The sequence below is a fragment of the Mycobacterium venezuelense genome (assembly GCF_054919535.1).
Genome location: NZ_JBONDW010000018.1, coordinates 98614 through 114298, shown reverse-complemented (window position 1 = coordinate 114298; position 15685 = coordinate 98614). Strand labels below are relative to the sequence as shown.

Genomic DNA, 15685 nt, shown 5'->3' with positions numbered 1-15685 from the left:
GAGGACCTGCCTTCGGCTGCCCGACGGGATGGGATGACCCTACCCGCGCGAGTTTGGTTAGGCTGCGTAAACCGCATGACAGGGCGCCGATTTGCAGGCACAACGCGACGGTTGGCGGCAGTCGGCCGCTACGTTCGCGTTAGTATTGAGCTTCACTGCATTCATGGTCGGCCAGATCCGATGGCCGGCGCGAACGAAAGGGTTCACGTGCCGCAGGCACCGACTGAGGCCTCCGGTTCTGAACCGGGATTCCGGGCGGAGCAGCAATCAGTCCTGAACGCCGAAGCTGACGACCCCTCTCCTAGTTGGCCGGGCCTGGTGCCCGGCGCCCCGCAGGTGAGATCCCGATGAGTTCGAGCGTGGTTTTCTCGCTGTTGTCGATATTGGCGGTCGTGCTTCTGACCGTCGGCACCGCAGTGTTCGTTGCTGCCGAGTTCTCGCTGACGGCCCTCGAACGCAGCACGGTCGAGGCGAACGCCCGCGACGGTGACCGCCGCGACCAGATGGTCCGGCGCGCGCACCGCACACTGTCCTTCCAGCTGTCCGGCGCGCAGGTGGGTATTTCCATCACCACCCTGGCCACCGGTTACCTCGCCGAGCCGGTTGTCGGACGGTTGATCCAACCCGGCCTCGACGCGATGGGCCTGCCTGCCAACCTCGCCGGTGGTCTTTCGCTGTTTCTGGCCGTGCTGATCGCGACATCGCTGTCGATGGTGTTCGGCGAGCTGGTGCCGAAGAATCTGGCGGTGGCCCGGCCGGTCCCCACGGCGCGCGCCGCCGCGCCGTTCCAGTTGCTGTTCTCGATGTTGTTCACCCCGGTGATCCGGTTGACCAACGGCACGGCGAACTGGATTCTGCGCAGGCTCGGGATCGAGCCTGCCGAAGAACTGCGCTCGGCGCGCTCGGCGCAGGAGTTGGTATCACTCGTCCGTAACTCGGCACGCACCGGATCACTCGATCAGACAACGGCTCTGCTCGTCGACCGCTCGCTGCAGTTCGGCGAGCGCACCGCCGAGGAATTGATGACGCCACGGTCCAAGATCGAGGCACTCAATGCCGACGACACCGTCGCGGACTTGATGACCGCCGCGATCGAGACCGGATTCTCGAGGTTCCCGATCATCGAAGGCGACCTCGATCAGACCATCGGCGTCGTGCACGTCAAGCAGGTGTTCACCGTGCCGCTCGACGACCGTGCCCGCACCCGGCTGGCGGGCCTGGCCCTGCCCGTCGCGACCGTGCCATCCACGCTGGACGGTGACGCCGTGATGACCCAGATCCGGGCCAACGGGTTGCAGACCGCCCTGGTGGTCGACGAGTACGGCGGGACCGCGGGCATGGTGACGGTCGAGGATCTCATCGAGGAGATCGTCGGGGATGTCCGCGACGAACACGATGACGCGACACCCGACGTCGTGCCCGCCGGTCAGGGCTGGCAGGTCTCGGGCCTGCTGCGTATCGACGAGGTCGCCGCCGAGACCGGATTCCGCGCCCCCGAAGGCGAATACGAGACGATCGGCGGCCTGGTTCTGCAGGAGCTCGGCCACATACCCGAGACCGGTGAGGCGGTCGAGCTGACGGCATTCGATCCGGACAGCGGGTCCGACGAGCCGACTCGTTGGTTGGCCACGGTGGTCCGGATGGACGGCCGCCGTATCGACCTGCTGGAGCTGACCGGATTGGGCAACGGCAGCCCGCACGGAGGCGACCACCATGGGTGACATCTTCGGCGTGCTGCTGACGGTTCTGCTGCTCGCGGCCAACGCATTCTTCGTGGCGTCGGAGTTCGCGCTGATCTCCGCCCGCCGCGACCGGCTGCAAGCGCTGGCCGAGCAGGGCAAGAGAAGTGCCGTCACGGTGATCCGGGCCGGCGAGAATCTGTCGCTGATGCTGGCCGGCGCCCAGCTGGGCATCACAATCTGTTCGATCCTGCTGGGCCGCGTCGGCGAGCCCGCCGTCGCGCATCTGCTCGAGAAGCCGTTCGGGCTGCTCGGAGTGTCCGACGCGGTGCTGCACACGGTGTCGTTCTTCGTCGCCCTGGCCATCGTCGTGATCCTGCACGTCCTGCTCGGCGAGATGGTCCCGAAGAACATCGCCATCGCCGGGCCGGAGTCCGCGGCGATGCTGCTCATCCCGCCCTATCTGCTCTACATCCGCGCGGCGCGGCCGTTCATCGCGTTCTACAACTGGTGCGCCAACACGACGCTGCGGGCGTTTCGGGTGGAACCGCGCGACGAGCTGGCATCGGCGGTGTCGACTGTCGAGCTGTCGGAGATGATCGCCGAATCCGTGTCCGAGGGCCTGCTCGATCCCGAGGAGCACCACCGGCTGACCCGCGCCCTGCAGACCCGCACTCGGACCGTGGCGGACGTCGCCATGCCGCTCGACGAAATTCACGCGGTGCAGGTTGCCGCGCAGGACACCGGACCGACCGTCGCCGCCGTGGAGCGGGCCCTCACCGAGACCGGATACTCGCGCTTCCCGGTCGTCGACATGTTCGGGGCGTTCATCGGCTACCTGCACATCAAGGACGTGTTGCCCCAGGTCAACGAGCCCGACGCGGTGGTAGACCGCGCGATGGTGCGGCCGCTCCCGCAGTTGGCGGCCACGCTGCCGGTGCCCGACGCCCTGTCGCGGCTGCGGCGCAGCAACAGCCACCTGGCCCTGGCCACGTCGCCCGACGGTGCGGTGACCGCGATGGTCGCGCTCGAAGACCTGGTCGAGGATCTGGTTGGCACCGTCCGCGACGGAACGCACCGTGTCTGAGCCGGCGCCCGTCGCCACCCTGGCCCGGATCCTGGGCGAGGCCGAGTGGACCTCGGCCGAACAGCGTCATCGCGAGCGGGTCGAGACGTTCCTGACGCCGCATGTGCGTCGTCAGGAGCGCGCAGAAGCCCACCCGGTATGGGACTTCCTGTTCACCTACTACAGCCTGCGGCCGCGTCAACTGCGTCGTTGGCATCCCGGATTCGGGGTGGTCCTGGCTGGTGCGTCGGCACGCCGCTACCTCGGCGCGACCGGCTACGGCCGCTGCCCCGACGGCGTCACCGTCACGCACGGTCACCTCGCGGCCCGCACGGAAACGGTGCGGTTCATCGCGTCGCTGTTGCGCGCCACCGCCACGCGCCCCGCCCGCCTGAACTGTTTCGGGCTGCACGAGTGGGCGATGGTGTATCGCACCGACGCCGTACGCCACACCCAGGTTCCGCTGCGTCTCGGCGCAGCCGCCACCGACGCGGTGGTCGAGTCGATGCCGTTGCGGTGCAGCCACTTCGACGCGTTCCGGTTCTTCACCGAACCGGCCGCCGTACGCAACGACCGCAGGCTCAGCCGGGAAACGCAGCTCAGCGCCGAGCAACCAGGCTGTATCCACGCTGCGATGGACCTGTACAAGTGGGCGTACAAACTGGGGCCACTGGTGCCTTCTGAGCTGGTGATCGATGCGCTCGAACTGGCCGCCGACGCGCGGGCGGTGGACATGTGCGCCAGTCCATACGACTTGAGGCGCTATGGTTTCGAGCCGATCCCCATCGAAACACCGGCCGGGCGTGCCGAATACGTCCGGGCCCAACAGGAGATCGCCGAGAGGGCCGCCCCGTTGCGGGCCACTCTGGCAAACCGATGTGAGCTGTTACTCATCAGCACGGACGGTGAAAAAGCCGACGTTACCGATGGGTAAGCTGGATAAACGGCAGGCGCCGCACGGTGTCTGGAGCCGAGGGAGGAAAGCATGACCAGCGATCGTGTGACGGTCGGAAATCTGCGCGTGGCGCGCGTGTTGCACGACTTCATCACGAATGAAGCGCTGCCCGGAACCGGCATCGACCCCGACACCTTCTGGTCCGGAGTAGACAAGGTGGTCGCCGACCTCACCCCGCAGAACCAGGACCTGCTGGCCCGCCGCGACGAACTGCAGGCCCAGATCGACAAGTGGCACCGTTCGCATGTGCTCGAACCGGTCGACCCGGCTGCCTACAAGCAGTTCCTCACCGATATCGGCTACCTGCTGCCCGAGCCCGACGACTTCACGATCACCACGGCCGGTGTCGACGACGAGATCACCACCACCGCGGGCCCGCAGCTCGTGGTGCCGATCCTCAACGCCCGGTTCGCGCTCAACGCCGCCAACGCGCGGTGGGGTTCGCTGTACGACGCGTTGTACGGCACCGACGTCATCTCCGAGGAGGACGGCGCTGAGAAGGGTGTGGGCTACAACAAGGTGCGCGGTGACAAGGTCATCGCGTACGCCCGCACTTTCCTCGACGAGGCCGTCCCGCTGGCGGCCGGCTCGTGGAGCGAGGCGACCGGCCTCAAGATCGACGAGGGTCAGTTGCTCGTCACCTACGGTGACGACCTGTCCGGGGCCGATGACTCCTCGCGCGAGCGCTCGTCGGAAGGCCTCGCGGCGCCCGAGCAGTTCGTCGGCTACACCGGTGAGCTGGGCAAGCCGCAATGGTCGGTGCTGCTGCGCAACCACGGCCTGCACATCGAGATCCTGATCGACCCCGACTCCCCCGTCGGCGCCACCGACGCCGCGGGCATCAAAGACGTCGTGCTGGAGTCCGCGATCACCACGATCATGGACTTCGAGGACTCGGTGGCCGCGGTCGACGCCGATGACAAGGTGCTCGGCTACCGCAACTGGCTGGGTCTGAACAAGGGTGATCTGGCCGAAGAGGTCAGCAAGGGCGACAAGACCTTCACCCGCGTCCTCAACCAGGACCGCGTCTTCACCACACCGGACGGGGATGGTGAACTCACGCTGCCCGGCCGCAGCCTGCTGTTCGTGCGCAACGTCGGCCACCTGATGACCAACGACGCGATCGTGGATGCCGACGGGAACGAGGTCTTCGAAGGCATTCAGGATGCGCTGTTCACGAGCCTCATCGCCATGCACGGGCTGAAGGACGCCTCCGACAACGACGGCGCGAACGGGCCGCTGCGCAACAGCCGCACGGGCTCGGTCTACATCGTCAAGCCCAAGATGCACGGCCCCGACGAGGTCGCGTTCACGTGCGAGCTGTTCAGCCGCGTCGAGGACGTGCTCGGACTGCCCCAGGCGACCCTCAAGGTCGGCATCATGGACGAGGAACGCCGCACCACGGTCAACCTCAAGGCCTGCATCAAAGCCGCCGCCGACCGCGTGGTGTTCATCAACACCGGGTTCCTGGACCGCACCGGCGACGAGATCCACACCTCGATGGAAGCAGGCCCGATGGTGCGCAAGGGCACCATGAAGAGCCAACCGTGGATCAAGGCCTACGAGGACGCCAACGTCGACGTGGGCCTGGCGGCCGGACTGTCCGGCAAGGCGCAGATCGGCAAGGGCATGTGGGCCATGACCGATCTGATGGCCGACATGGTCGAGCAGAAGATCGGACAACCGAAGGCGGGCGCCACCACGGCATGGGTGCCGTCGCCAACTGCGGCCACCCTGCACGCGATGCACTACCACCAGGTGGATGTGTTCGCGGTCCAGCAGGAGCTTGCAGGCAAGAAGCGCGGCAAGCTCGAAGACCTGTTGACGATCCCGCTCGCCGACTCGTCGCTCACCTGGTCTCCGGAGGAGATCCACGAGGAGGTCGACAACAACTGCCAGTCGATCCTCGGCTACGTGGTGCGCTGGATCGACGCAGGTGTCGGATGCTCGAAGGTGCCCGACATCCACGACGTCGCACTGATGGAAGACCGCGCCACGCTGCGTATTTCGAGCCAGCTGCTGGCGAACTGGCTGCGCCACGGTGTGATCACGGCCGAGGACGTCAAGGCCAGCCTGCGCCGGATGGCCGCGGTGGTCGACGAGCAGAACTCGAAGGATCCCGCGTATCTGCCGATGGCGCCCAACCCGGAGGCCAGCATCGCGTTCGCCGCCGCGCAGGAGCTGATCCTGTCCGGCACCGAGCAGCCCAATGGCTACACCGAGCCGATCCTGCACCGGCGCAGGCGCGAGTTCAAAGCGAGCACCGCTGCCCAGTGATTAGACTTCGGCGGGGCCGGATGAGTGACGAGTCAAGGGGTTAGGAATGGGCAGGCACAGCATTCCCGACCCCGAGGACTCCGCCGACGAGCCCGAGTTGGGGCCCGGCCACGACACCGGTTATGAAACGCCGGGTCGTCACGAGTCGTATCGCGAGCGCGACCAGGACCGGGGCGGGCACGGCCAGTCGGGGTTCGGGCGTTCGGAGTATCCCCAAGCCGACGAGCCCGACTACGGGTATGAGCGGAAGCCGGGGTATCAATCCGATCCCGGCTATCGAGAGGACCGCGGCTACCAGCAGCCACCGCCCGAGTACCCGGGAGAGCGCGGGTACCGGCCGGAAGCCGACTACCGGCGCGGAGCGGATCGCCCGCCGGAATCGGCGTACCGCCAGCACCGGTACGCCGACGACGCCGACGACTTTCGCGATTCTGGCGGCGACTCCGACTATCCCGATTACTCGGATGCCGACTACACCGACGAGTACGCCGACGAGTATGTCGATGGCTATGCCGACGAGTACGCCGACGAGTACGCCGACGACTATGCCGAAGACGACGATCGCGATGCTCCGACCGCAAAGCTGAGTGCGGCGGGTCCCCCGCCTCCGCCGTCCACCCCGTCTCGCCGGCAACGCGGCGGGGACTGGGACGGCGAATGGACGGGAAGCCACCGCGCGGTGGCATCCGGCCGCCGCGGGGTCAGCGTCGGGGTGATCGCTGCCCTCGTCACGGTCGTGGCCGTGGTCGCAGGCGTGATCCTGTGGAAGTTCTTCGGCGACGTCCTGTCGGATCGAAGCGACGCCGCCGCCGCGCGCTGTGTCGACGGTGAACTCGGGGTGGCCGTGATCGCCGACCCGACGATCTCGTCACACATCGAAACCCTGGCCAACAAGTACAACGAATCGGCCAGCCCGGTCGGAGACCGCTGCGTCAAGGTGCGCGTGCAATCGGCCGAATCCGACCGCGTGGTGAGCGGATTCGCGAACACCTGGCCGAGCGAACTCGGAGACCGCCCGGCGTTGTGGATCCCGTCGAGCAGTATCTCCGCCGCCCGCCTCGAAGCGACCGCGGGCGCCGAGACCGTCAGCGACAGCCGATCGCTGGTCACCTCACCGGTTCTGCTCGCGGTCAGCCCGCAGCTCAAAGATGCTCTCGGCCAGCAGAACTGGTCGAAGCTACCGGAACTGCAGAGCAACCCGGCCGCGATGAACGGGCTGCGGCTGCCCGGTTGGGGAACGTTGAAGCTCGCCCTGCCGAACCGCAACAACGGTGACGCGGCGTATCTGGCCGCCGAAGCCGTGGCCACTGAGTCCGCTCCGTCCGGTTCGCCTCCGACGGCAGGCATGAGCGGGGTCAACACCCTGCTCGGCGGACAACCCAAACTCAACGACGGTGAGCTCGCGACGGCGTTCGACGCAATGCTCAACGCGTCGGATCCCGCGACCGCTCCGGTGCACGCAGTGGCCACGACCGAGCAGCAGCTGTTCACGCACGCTGCGACGCTCAGCGATGCCAAGGATTCGTTGGCGGGCTGGGTACCGGACGGGCCGACGGCAGTCGCCGACTATCCGGCGGTATTGCTCGCCGGTGACTGGCTGGAGCAGGAACAGGTCACCGCGGCCAGTGAGTTCGCCCGCTACCTTCGTAAGCCCGAGCAACTGAGCGAGCTCGCCAATGCCGGGTTCAGGGCCGAGGGCACCACGCCGCCGTCCAGCGACGTCACCGAATTCGGCCCGCTCGCCGCTCCGCTCTCGGTCAGCGACAACTCGATGCGCGTCACACTGGCCAACGCAACGGCTGCGCCGGCCTCGAGCCCGGCCGTGACGATCATGCTCGATCAGTCGATGCCGACCGAGGAAGGCGGAAAATCCCGGCTGGCCAACGTGGTGGCTGCGCTCAACAGCCGGCTCAAGGCGCTGCCCGCGACGTCCGAGGTCGGTCTGTGGACCTTCGACGGCACCGAAGGACGCTCCGAGGTGACCCTGGGACCGTTGGCCGAACCGGTCAGCGGCCGCGCCCGCTCACAACTACTCAGCTCAACCTTCGAGGAGCAGTCCCCCTCGGGTGGCGGCGCCGTCTCGTTCACCACGCTGCGGCTGGTCTACAACGAGGCGATAGCCAACTACAAAGAAGGCCGGGCGAATTCGATACTGGTGATCACCACCGGCCCGCACACCGACCAGAGCCTGGACGGTTCAGGGCTGCAGGAGTTCGTTCGCGGCGCGTTCGATCAGGCCCGCCCTGTCGCGGTCAACGTCATCGACTTCGGTGGCGATTCCGACCGCGCCACCTGGGAGGCTGTCGCCCAGATCAGCGGCGGCAGTTACCAGAACGTGTCCAGCTCGGCGTCCCCCGAACTGACCAACGCGATCACCACGCTGTTGAGCTGATCGTTGTCCGAGCCCGAAGCGTTCTTCACCGTCGACGGAGACCGCTTCGTGCCGGGTCCGATGGCACAAGGGCCGTGGGGAGCCACGGTGAGCGGTCACATCATGGGCGGCCTGCTCGGCTGGGCGGTCGAACGGGCGCAGGCCGATCCCGGCCTGCAACCGGCACGCCTCACCGTCGACCTACTACGTCCCACATTCATGGAGCCAATCCAGCTGCGTACGTCCATGCAGCGAGAAGGCCGGCGCATCACGGTGATCGACGCACATGCATGGCAGCGTGACGCGGTGGTCTCGCGAGCGAGTGCGGTGTTCCTACGCCGCGGTGAGGCACCCGAGGGATCGGTGTGGTCTAGCCCGTCGAGCATGCCGCCCGTGCCCGACGGTTCCGCCGAACCCGAGGTGACGATGCCGTTCCTGCTGTGGGCATACGGATCTGGCGGGCCGGCAGGAACTCTGGGTGGTACGTCGGCGGAATGGGAACAGGACCGCGCACCGAAGTTCGCCTGGGTTCGCGAGATACGCCCGCTGATCGCCGGCCATGACATGACCCCGTTCACCCGGCTCGCGCTGGCCGGTGATGTCACTAGCGCCCTGACCCATTGGGGCACAGGCGGTTTGCGCTACATCAACGCCGACTTCACGGTAACGCTGAGCCGGCTACCCGATGGGGACTACATCGGTCTGGCGGCCGACAGTCATCACAGTGACGCCGGTGTCGCGTCCGGGGCCGCGACGCTGTACGACCGGCACGGGCCGCTCGGCAGCAGCATCGCCGTCGCACTCGCGCAGCCCGCGGACGCGTTTCGGCCGCCCCGGCACATCGGCCTGAGATGAGCCTGGGGCGCCGACCCAGCCGCTACGCGAACGCCTCGACGGGCGGGCACGAGCACACGAGATTGCGGTCGCCGTAGGCTCCGTCGATGCGCCGGACCGGTGGCCACACCTTCGGCCGGACGCCCTTGCCAAGCGGGTAGGCGGCCTGCTCGCGGGTGTAGGGATGATTCCATTCGGTCACCAGTAGGCATTCGGCCGTGTGCGGGGCGTTGCGCAGCGGGTTGTCCTCGGACGTCCATTCGCCGGAACCGACGCGGTCGATCTCGGCGCGGATCGCGATCATCGCGTCACAGAATGCGTCGACCTCGGCCAGGCTCTCGCTTTCGGTCGGCTCCACCATGAGCGTTCCTGCGACCGGGAAGCTCATGGTCGGAGCGTGGAACCCGTAGTCGGCCAAGCGCTTTGCCACGTCGTCGACCGTCACGCCGGTGGTCTTGGTAATGGCTCGCAAATCCAGGATGCACTCGTGGGCGACCATGCCGTTCTCGCCGGTGTAGAGCACCGGGTAGTACTCGTCGAGGCGGCGAGCGACGTAGTTGGCCGACGCGATGGCGGTCAGCGATGCCGCGCGCAACCCGTCGGCACCCATCATCCGGATGTAGGCCCAAGTGATCGGCAGGATCGAGGCCGATCCGTACGGTGCCGAGGAGACTGTGTGCTCATCGGGCAACTCGTCGGCCAGCGGGTGGCCCGGCAGGAAGGGCGCCAGGTGCGACCGCACCGCGACCGGACCCACCCCCGGCCCGCCACCGCCGTGCGGAATGCAGAACGTCTTGTGCAGGTTCAGATGACTGACGTCACCGCCGAAGCGGCCCGGACGGGCAAGCCCGACGAGCGCGTTCAAGTTCGCCCCGTCGACGTAGACCTGGCCGCCCGCGTCGTGCACCGCCGCACAGATCTCGGCGACGTCGTGTTCGTACACGCCGTGCGTCGACGGATAGGTGATCATCAGTGCCGCAATGCGATCCGCGTGCTCGGCCACCTTGGCGCGCAGATCGTCGAGGTCGACGTCGCCGTTCGAGCGGCACGCCACGACGACAACGCGCATACCGGCAAGCGCGGCCGAGGCCGCATTGGTGCCGTGCGCACTCGACGGGATCAGGCAGAGGTCTCGGGCATGGTCGCCGCGGGCATCGTGGTAGGCCTTGATGGCCAACAGCCCGGCGTACTCCCCCTGCGAACCGGCGTTGGGCTGCAGCGACACCTCGTCGTAGCCGGTGATCCCACTCAGCCAGGTCTGCAGGTCGGCGATCAACTTGCGCAGGCCCGGATTGTCGGATGCCGGCGCGAACGGGTGCTGGCGAGCGAACTCGGGCCAGGTGATGGGCTCCATCTCGGCTGCGGCGTTGAGCTTCATGGTGCACGAGCCGAGCGGAATCATGCTGCGGTCCAAGGCGATGTCCTTGTCCGCCAGCGACCGCAGATAACGCATCATCTCGGTTTCGGTGCGGTAGCGGGTGAACGCCGGATGGGTCAGGAAGTCCGAGGTCCGCGTGACGATCCCGGCGCAGCGCGGTTCGGCGGCGCTGACCCCGAACGCGTCGAGCACCGCGGCGACGTGGTCATCGGTGGTGGCTTCGTCGCACGACACCGAGACGTGGTCGGCGTCGACGCGCCACAGGTTGATGCCCCTGGCCTTGGCGGCCGCGATCACCTCGTCCGCGCGTCCGGGAACCTTCGCCAGGACGGTGTCGAAGTACTTGTCGTGCACGAGTGCATCGCCGAGTGCCGCCGCGATCGCCTCGGCATGACCGTGGACTCGGCGCGCGATGGCCGTGAGCCCCTCCGCACCGTGGTAGCTGGCATACATCGCGGCCATCACGGCGAGCAGCACCTGGGCGGTGCAGATATTGCTGGTCGCCTTGTCGCGGCGGATGTGCTGTTCGCGGGTCTGCAGTGCCAATCTGTACGCCGCCGCCCCATCCGCATCGACGGACACACCGACCAGGCGACCGGGCAACTGACGGGCATGCTTGGCGTGCACGGCCAGGTAGCCGGCATGCGGGCCGCCGAAACCCATTGGCACACCGAATCGTTGGCTCGTACCGAACGCGACGTCGGCACCGATCTCGCCCGGCGGGGTGACCACGGTCAGTGCCAGCAGGTCAGCACCGACCGCGACCAGGGCGCCGCGCTCGTGCGCTGCGCTGATCAGTCCCGACCAGTCGTCCACACGTCCGCTCGCGCCCGGCAATTGCACGATCACGCCGAAGAATTCGCCTTCGGGCAGTCCGTCGCGGAGGTCAGCGGTGACGATCTCGATGCCGAGCGGTTGTGCCCGAGTGGCCAGCACCGCCGCCGTCTGTGCGTAGACATCAACGTCGACGGCGAGCCGGTTGGCCGGCCCCTTCACCGCGCGGTGCATCAGCGTCATGGCCTCCGCCGCGGCGGTGCCCTCGTCGAGCATCGAGGCGTTCGCCACCTCGAGACCGGTCAGATCCGAGACCATGGTCTGGAAGTTGAGCAGAGCCTCCAGCCGGCCCTGGCTGATCTCCGGCTGGTACGGGGTGTAGGCGGTGTACCAGGCCGGGTTCTCGAGGATGTTGCGGCGCAACACCGGCGGCGTCAGGGTGTCGAAGTAGCCCTGGCCGATCATCGACACCGCGACGGTGTTGGAGTCTGCATGCGCACGCAGCTCGGCGAGCGCCTGCTCCTCGGTGGCCGCGGCGGGCAGCTGGGCGAGCCCGGGTGCGCGGCCATCGCCGTCGAGGCTGTCGAGGATGCCCGCGGGTAACGCCTTGCCGGCCAGCTCGTCGAGTGAGCTGACACCGATCACGTCGAGCATGGTGGCGACGGCGGAGGCGTCCGGACCGATGTGACGGTCGACAAAACGCGGCAGATGCTGGTCGGACAAGGTCTCTCCCCTGATCGAGGCGTAGACGTACGAGACGTACTACCGTCCCTCTCCCTCTGTCGTCGACCCGCACGGGCGCCTGAGAGATTCGGCCCGGCGTGGGCCTTTCCCCATGGGCGGGCGCCGCAACGGCACCGCTTTCCAGAGGCATCGGGGCCTGGCGCGGTCCTGGGTGCCTGAGAGGTTGACGGAGAGGTGTTGCTCCTTCGGCGTCCGTGACTGGCGATCACGGAACTCTCCCGCACAAGGGCGATGCGCTGCTGATTCTACCGGTCGGCCCGGCCGAAGCGGCAAGCGTCGGCCACAACGCCGGAAGGCGTTACCGCTCAGAGAATTTGCGGGAGTTCAGCCGATCTTGCGATCGCGGCTCTTGCGCCGCGAAGCCAGCTCATCCTCGGGGGCGGCGATCGACTCGCCGCCGTCGGCCCGCTCGCCGGGGAAGTCGGCGATGGCGCCGGTCAACTCACGCATGGCACCCGACACCGCGATGCCGAACACACCCTGGCCACCCTGCAGCAGGTCGACGACCTCTTCTGCCGACGTGCATTCGTAGACGGTGGTGCCGTCGGAGAACAAGGTGATGTTCGCGAGGTCCTGGACACCGCGCTGGCGCAGGTGGTCCACCGCCACGCGGATGTTGTGCAGAGAAATTCCGGTGTCCAGCAGTCGCTTGACGATCTTGAGGACCAGGATGTCCTTGAAGGAATAGAGCCGCTGACTACCCGATCCGGCGGCGCCGCGGATGGAGGGCACCACGAGCGAGGTCCGTGCCCAGTAGTCCAACTGCCGGTAGGTGATACCTGCGATCTGGCACGCGCTCGGGCCGCGGTAGCCGACAAGCTCGTCGGGAACGGAATCGTCGGGGAACAACCCGGCTTGAACAGGTTCGCTGGACACCCTGACGGGCGGCTCGGCCCCACTTCCGGTGGTGAGATCCAGCTCTTCCTGCCGTGGCGTGTCACCCACTGTGAATCCTCTCGCCGTTCGAACTCGCCCGCGGTCTACCGCAACGACCTGCACTGCGGCGGTTTGCTACAAGCCCGAGTGTGTCGAGCATACGCTTCCCGTCGAGCCATGACTGCTCGCTGCAACCAAAGTATGGCTGCCGGAATCCCCGTTGAAAGACTCCCGCGCCGCGTGTCGACACCGATGAGGCCAGTTGAGACGTATCCGTGACCTCAACCGGCACAGCCGGGGCCGCAGCGCGGGCCGGGCTCATGTCGCCTTGAAATCGTCGGGTGACACGCTGTCGAGGAACTCCTTGAACTTCTCCACCTCGTCCTCGCGGACGGTGCCTGCCGCTTCCTCGTCGTTCTCGTCGGGGATCAGCAGCCCAGCCTCGGCCAGCACCGCCTCCTCCACGTAGATCGGCACGCCGACGCGCAGGGCGATCGCCACCGAGTCCGACGGCCGCGCCGACACCTTGATGTCGCGGTCGAAGATCAGGTCGGCGTAGAACGTGCCTTCCTGCAGGTCGACGATGCGCACCTCTTTGAGCGAATGCCCCAGCGCGGCAATGAGATCTCGGATCAGATCGTGCGTCAGCGGCCGGGCCGGCTCGACACCCTGCTGTTCCAGCGCGATGGCGGCGGCCTCCGACTGCCCGATCCAAATCGGCAGGTAACGGTCACCATTGGATTCGCGGAGCAGCAGCACCGGCTGGTTTTGCGGCTGCTCCACGCGAATGCCGACAACCCGAACCTCAGCCATCTGTGCCTACCCTCCGCACCGCTGTGCTGTTTCGTCCGTGATTCATCCGAAGCGGACCTGACCTTGACGAAGTAGCCGTCAAAACGAGTCTAATCCTCAGCGATCCAGAACGTCGCGTACGGCCGACTTGATCAGTGACGTGTGCAGCGTGATCGCGAGCGCCGCCACTTCGCGAGCCAGATCGTCGGCCCGGTCCCTGGCGCCTGCCTTACCCGCCTTGACCACCGGACCGGCGATCTGGGCGATGAGATCCGACTGCCGATCGGCGGCCGAGCGGAAGGCCCGTAGATGCCTGGGCTCGACCCCGTAGTCGGCCAGTGCCCTGGCGCACTGGGCGATCACGACCGAATGCTCGTCGAACAAACCGGCCGGCCCGGTGGTGATGACGCCGTTCTTGACGAGAGCGCCCAACAGCTCCTCGTCGATCCCCGACCGCGCCAGCAGATCCTCCCGCGACAGGCGCACCTGCGTCGGCGACACCGCCGAAACGCCCGGCGTGCCGTCGTCGTCGGTCTCGCCGGCCACCTGAACCAAACGCGGTACGCCGTAAGTGGATCCGGGCTGCGGCAGCTCACCGTCCGGTTGAGCGTCCAGCTGCGCCTTGATCACCTTCAGCGGCAGGTACTGGTCACGCTGCGCGGTCAGGATGAAGCGCAGCCGGGCACAGTCATAGGCGGTGAACCGCCGGTAACCCGACGCCGTGCGCTCCGGCGTGACCAGTCCCTCGGCCTCAAGGAACCGGATCTTGGAGATGGTCACATCCGGAAAGTCGCCTCGCAGCAGGTCCAATACCGCGCCGATCGACATCCCGGCCAGTGCAGGTCTGTCGGGGGCAGTCATTTCGGCTACGCGGTCGAGCCGCTGTCGTCGTCGGACTTCGGCCCGGTCAGGAACACCAGGCGGAACTTGCCGATCTGCACCTCGTCGCCGTTGGCCAGCACCGCCGAATCGACCGGCTCGCGGTTGACGTAGGTGCCGTTGAGGCTGCCCACATCGACCACCTGGAATTCACCGCTCTCCAGCCGGAACTCCGCGTGGCGGCGGCTCACGGTGACGTCGTCGAGGAAGATATCGCTGTCCGGGTGCCGCCCGGCCGACGTGGTCGGCTGGTCGAGAAGGAAACGCGACCCCGCATTCGGTCCGCGCTTGACGACAAGCAAAGCCGACCCCGACGGCAGGCCCTCGACGCCGGAAACAGCGCCTTCGGTTCCCGCCGCGGCGGGGGCATCAAGTTCGTTCAGGAAGTCCGCACGGAAGACCGATGTGGTCTCAACCGTCACATCTTCCGACGTCTGATCAGCCCCCAGATTGCTGTCTTTGTCCGTCACCCGCTGCTCCTCACTGGCTGCTGTGGCGTTGCCCGGCGGGGCCCAGCCCTCGTCGGTCTCACGTCGACCGTACCGCGCAACAGGCGTCGCTGTATCCACCACCGCCGGATCCGATGGGGTAGATATCTGCGCGCCGGGCATGGTCGATCCGGTCATCGAACCGGCTCCGAAACCCTAACAATTCCTCATTCGGTCACGACCGCGCGGTAGCCGTCCGCGTCCAGCAAACCGGATAGGGCGTCGTCGGCGGTACCCTCCTCGAGCCGAAGATCGACCAGCCAGCCCTCGCCATACGGATCCGAGTTGACCAGCTGCGGGCTGCCGTCCAGATCCCCGTTGACCGCAACAACTTTCGCGGTGACCGGGGCGTAGAGGTCCGACACCGACTTGGTGGACTCCACCTCGCCGAACGCGTCGCCCGCCGACAGATCGGCACCCACGTCGGGCAATTGCACGAACACCACATCGCCCAGCGCCGACTGGGCGTAATCGGTGATACCGACGCGGACCGTGTCGTCGCCGGTACGCAACACCCACTCGTGTTCGGAGGTGTAGTACAGGTCGGCTGGAATCTCGCTCACGACGCTCCT

General features: G+C 67.1%; 12 protein-coding genes and 1 riboswitch. Of the genes, 6 read left to right on the top strand and 6 right to left on the bottom strand.

Going from position 1 to position 15685, the window contains the following annotated elements:
* The first annotated feature begins 347 nt into the window (after positions 1 to 347).
* Genes ACRCUN_RS25900 through ACRCUN_RS25875 form a run of 6 tightly spaced genes read left to right on the top strand, consistent with a single transcriptional unit; the run spans position 348 to position 9203 of the window.
* Positions 348 to 1721 carry a hemolysin family protein gene (locus ACRCUN_RS25900; protein ID WP_462144472.1) on the top strand — a complete coding sequence of 458 codons (1374 nt, stop codon included), beginning with the start codon at positions 348 to 350 and terminating at the stop codon, positions 1719 to 1721.
* Positions 1714 to 2766: a hemolysin family protein gene (locus ACRCUN_RS25895; RefSeq protein WP_462144471.1), complete on the top strand. Its 1053-nt coding sequence runs from the start codon at positions 1714 to 1716 to the stop codon at positions 2764 to 2766. The genes ACRCUN_RS25900 and ACRCUN_RS25895 overlap by 8 nt, the downstream gene beginning before the upstream one ends.
* Complete coding sequence (locus tag ACRCUN_RS25890) at positions 2759 to 3679, top strand: 3-methyladenine DNA glycosylase (protein WP_462144470.1); 921 nt, start codon at positions 2759 to 2761, stop codon at positions 3677 to 3679. The genes ACRCUN_RS25895 and ACRCUN_RS25890 overlap by 8 nt, the downstream gene beginning before the upstream one ends.
* A gap of 51 nt (positions 3680 to 3730) precedes the next feature.
* Positions 3731 to 5977, top strand: a complete 2247-nt coding sequence (locus ACRCUN_RS25885; protein WP_462144469.1) for a malate synthase G — start codon at positions 3731 to 3733, stop codon at positions 5975 to 5977.
* A gap of 46 nt (positions 5978 to 6023) precedes the next feature.
* A complete protein-coding gene (locus ACRCUN_RS25880) occupies positions 6024 to 8369 on the top strand; it encodes a substrate-binding domain-containing protein (RefSeq protein WP_462144468.1) in 2346 nt (781 codons plus the stop codon).
* Between the two features lie 60 nt (positions 8370 to 8429).
* On the top strand, positions 8430 to 9203 hold the full coding sequence (locus tag ACRCUN_RS25875; protein WP_462144534.1) for a thioesterase family protein: 774 nt from the start codon (positions 8430 to 8432) through the stop codon (positions 9201 to 9203).
* 22 nt (positions 9204 to 9225) lie between these two features.
* Here ACRCUN_RS25875 and gcvP read toward each other — a convergent pair whose 3' ends face one another.
* The 6 genes from gcvP to gcvH form a co-directional block, all read right to left on the bottom strand.
* On the bottom strand, positions 9226 to 12042 hold the full coding sequence (gcvP, locus tag ACRCUN_RS25870) for an aminomethyl-transferring glycine dehydrogenase (protein ID WP_462144533.1): 2817 nt from the start codon (positions 12040 to 12042) through the stop codon (positions 9226 to 9228).
* A gap of 168 nt (positions 12043 to 12210) precedes the next feature.
* A riboswitch (glycine riboswitch) is annotated at positions 12211 to 12309 on the bottom strand.
* Between the two features lie 93 nt (positions 12310 to 12402).
* A complete protein-coding gene (locus ACRCUN_RS25865; RefSeq protein ID WP_462144467.1) occupies positions 12403 to 13023 on the bottom strand; it encodes a MerR family transcriptional regulator in 621 nt (206 codons plus the stop codon).
* 249 nt (positions 13024 to 13272) lie between these two features.
* On the bottom strand, positions 13273 to 13767 hold the full coding sequence (locus tag ACRCUN_RS25860) for a bifunctional nuclease family protein (protein WP_036439829.1): 495 nt from the start codon (positions 13765 to 13767) through the stop codon (positions 13273 to 13275).
* Positions 13768 to 13863: 96 nt separating this feature from the next.
* A complete protein-coding gene (ftsR, locus tag ACRCUN_RS25855; RefSeq protein WP_462144466.1) occupies positions 13864 to 14607 on the bottom strand; it encodes a transcriptional regulator FtsR in 744 nt (247 codons plus the stop codon).
* 5 nt (positions 14608 to 14612) lie between these two features.
* Positions 14613 to 15095: a glycogen accumulation regulator GarA gene (garA, locus tag ACRCUN_RS25850; RefSeq protein ID WP_067851884.1), complete on the bottom strand. Its 483-nt coding sequence runs from the start codon at positions 15093 to 15095 to the stop codon at positions 14613 to 14615.
* A 185-nt stretch (positions 15096 to 15280) separates the two neighbouring features.
* The gene (gene gcvH / locus ACRCUN_RS25845; RefSeq protein WP_462144465.1) at positions 15281 to 15676 is read right to left on the bottom strand and encodes a glycine cleavage system protein GcvH; all 396 of its coding nucleotides are present in this window, start codon (positions 15674 to 15676) and stop codon (positions 15281 to 15283) included.
* Positions 15677 to 15685 lie beyond the last annotated feature (9 nt).

What these genes read in the sequence shown, in the direction of transcription:
- ftsR (WP_462144466.1), bottom strand. Translation starts at nt 14,607, where the DNA reads ATGACTGCCCCCGACAGACCTGCACTGGCCGGGATGTCGATCGGCGCG.
- ACRCUN_RS25860 (WP_036439829.1), bottom strand. Translation starts at nt 13,767, where the DNA reads ATGGCTGAGGTTCGGGTTGTCGGCATTCGCGTGGAGCAGCCGCAAAAC.
- ACRCUN_RS25880 (WP_462144468.1), top strand. Translation starts at nt 6,024, where the DNA reads ATGGGCAGGCACAGCATTCCCGACCCCGAGGACTCCGCCGACGAGCCC.
- ACRCUN_RS25875 (WP_462144534.1), top strand. Translation starts at nt 8,430, where the DNA reads ATGGCACAAGGGCCGTGGGGAGCCACGGTGAGCGGTCACATCATGGGC.
- ACRCUN_RS25885 (WP_462144469.1), top strand. Translation starts at nt 3,731, where the DNA reads ATGACCAGCGATCGTGTGACGGTCGGAAATCTGCGCGTGGCGCGCGTG.
- ACRCUN_RS25900 (WP_462144472.1), top strand. Translation starts at nt 348, where the DNA reads ATGAGTTCGAGCGTGGTTTTCTCGCTGTTGTCGATATTGGCGGTCGTG.
- ACRCUN_RS25895 (WP_462144471.1), top strand. Translation starts at nt 1,714, where the DNA reads ATGGGTGACATCTTCGGCGTGCTGCTGACGGTTCTGCTGCTCGCGGCC.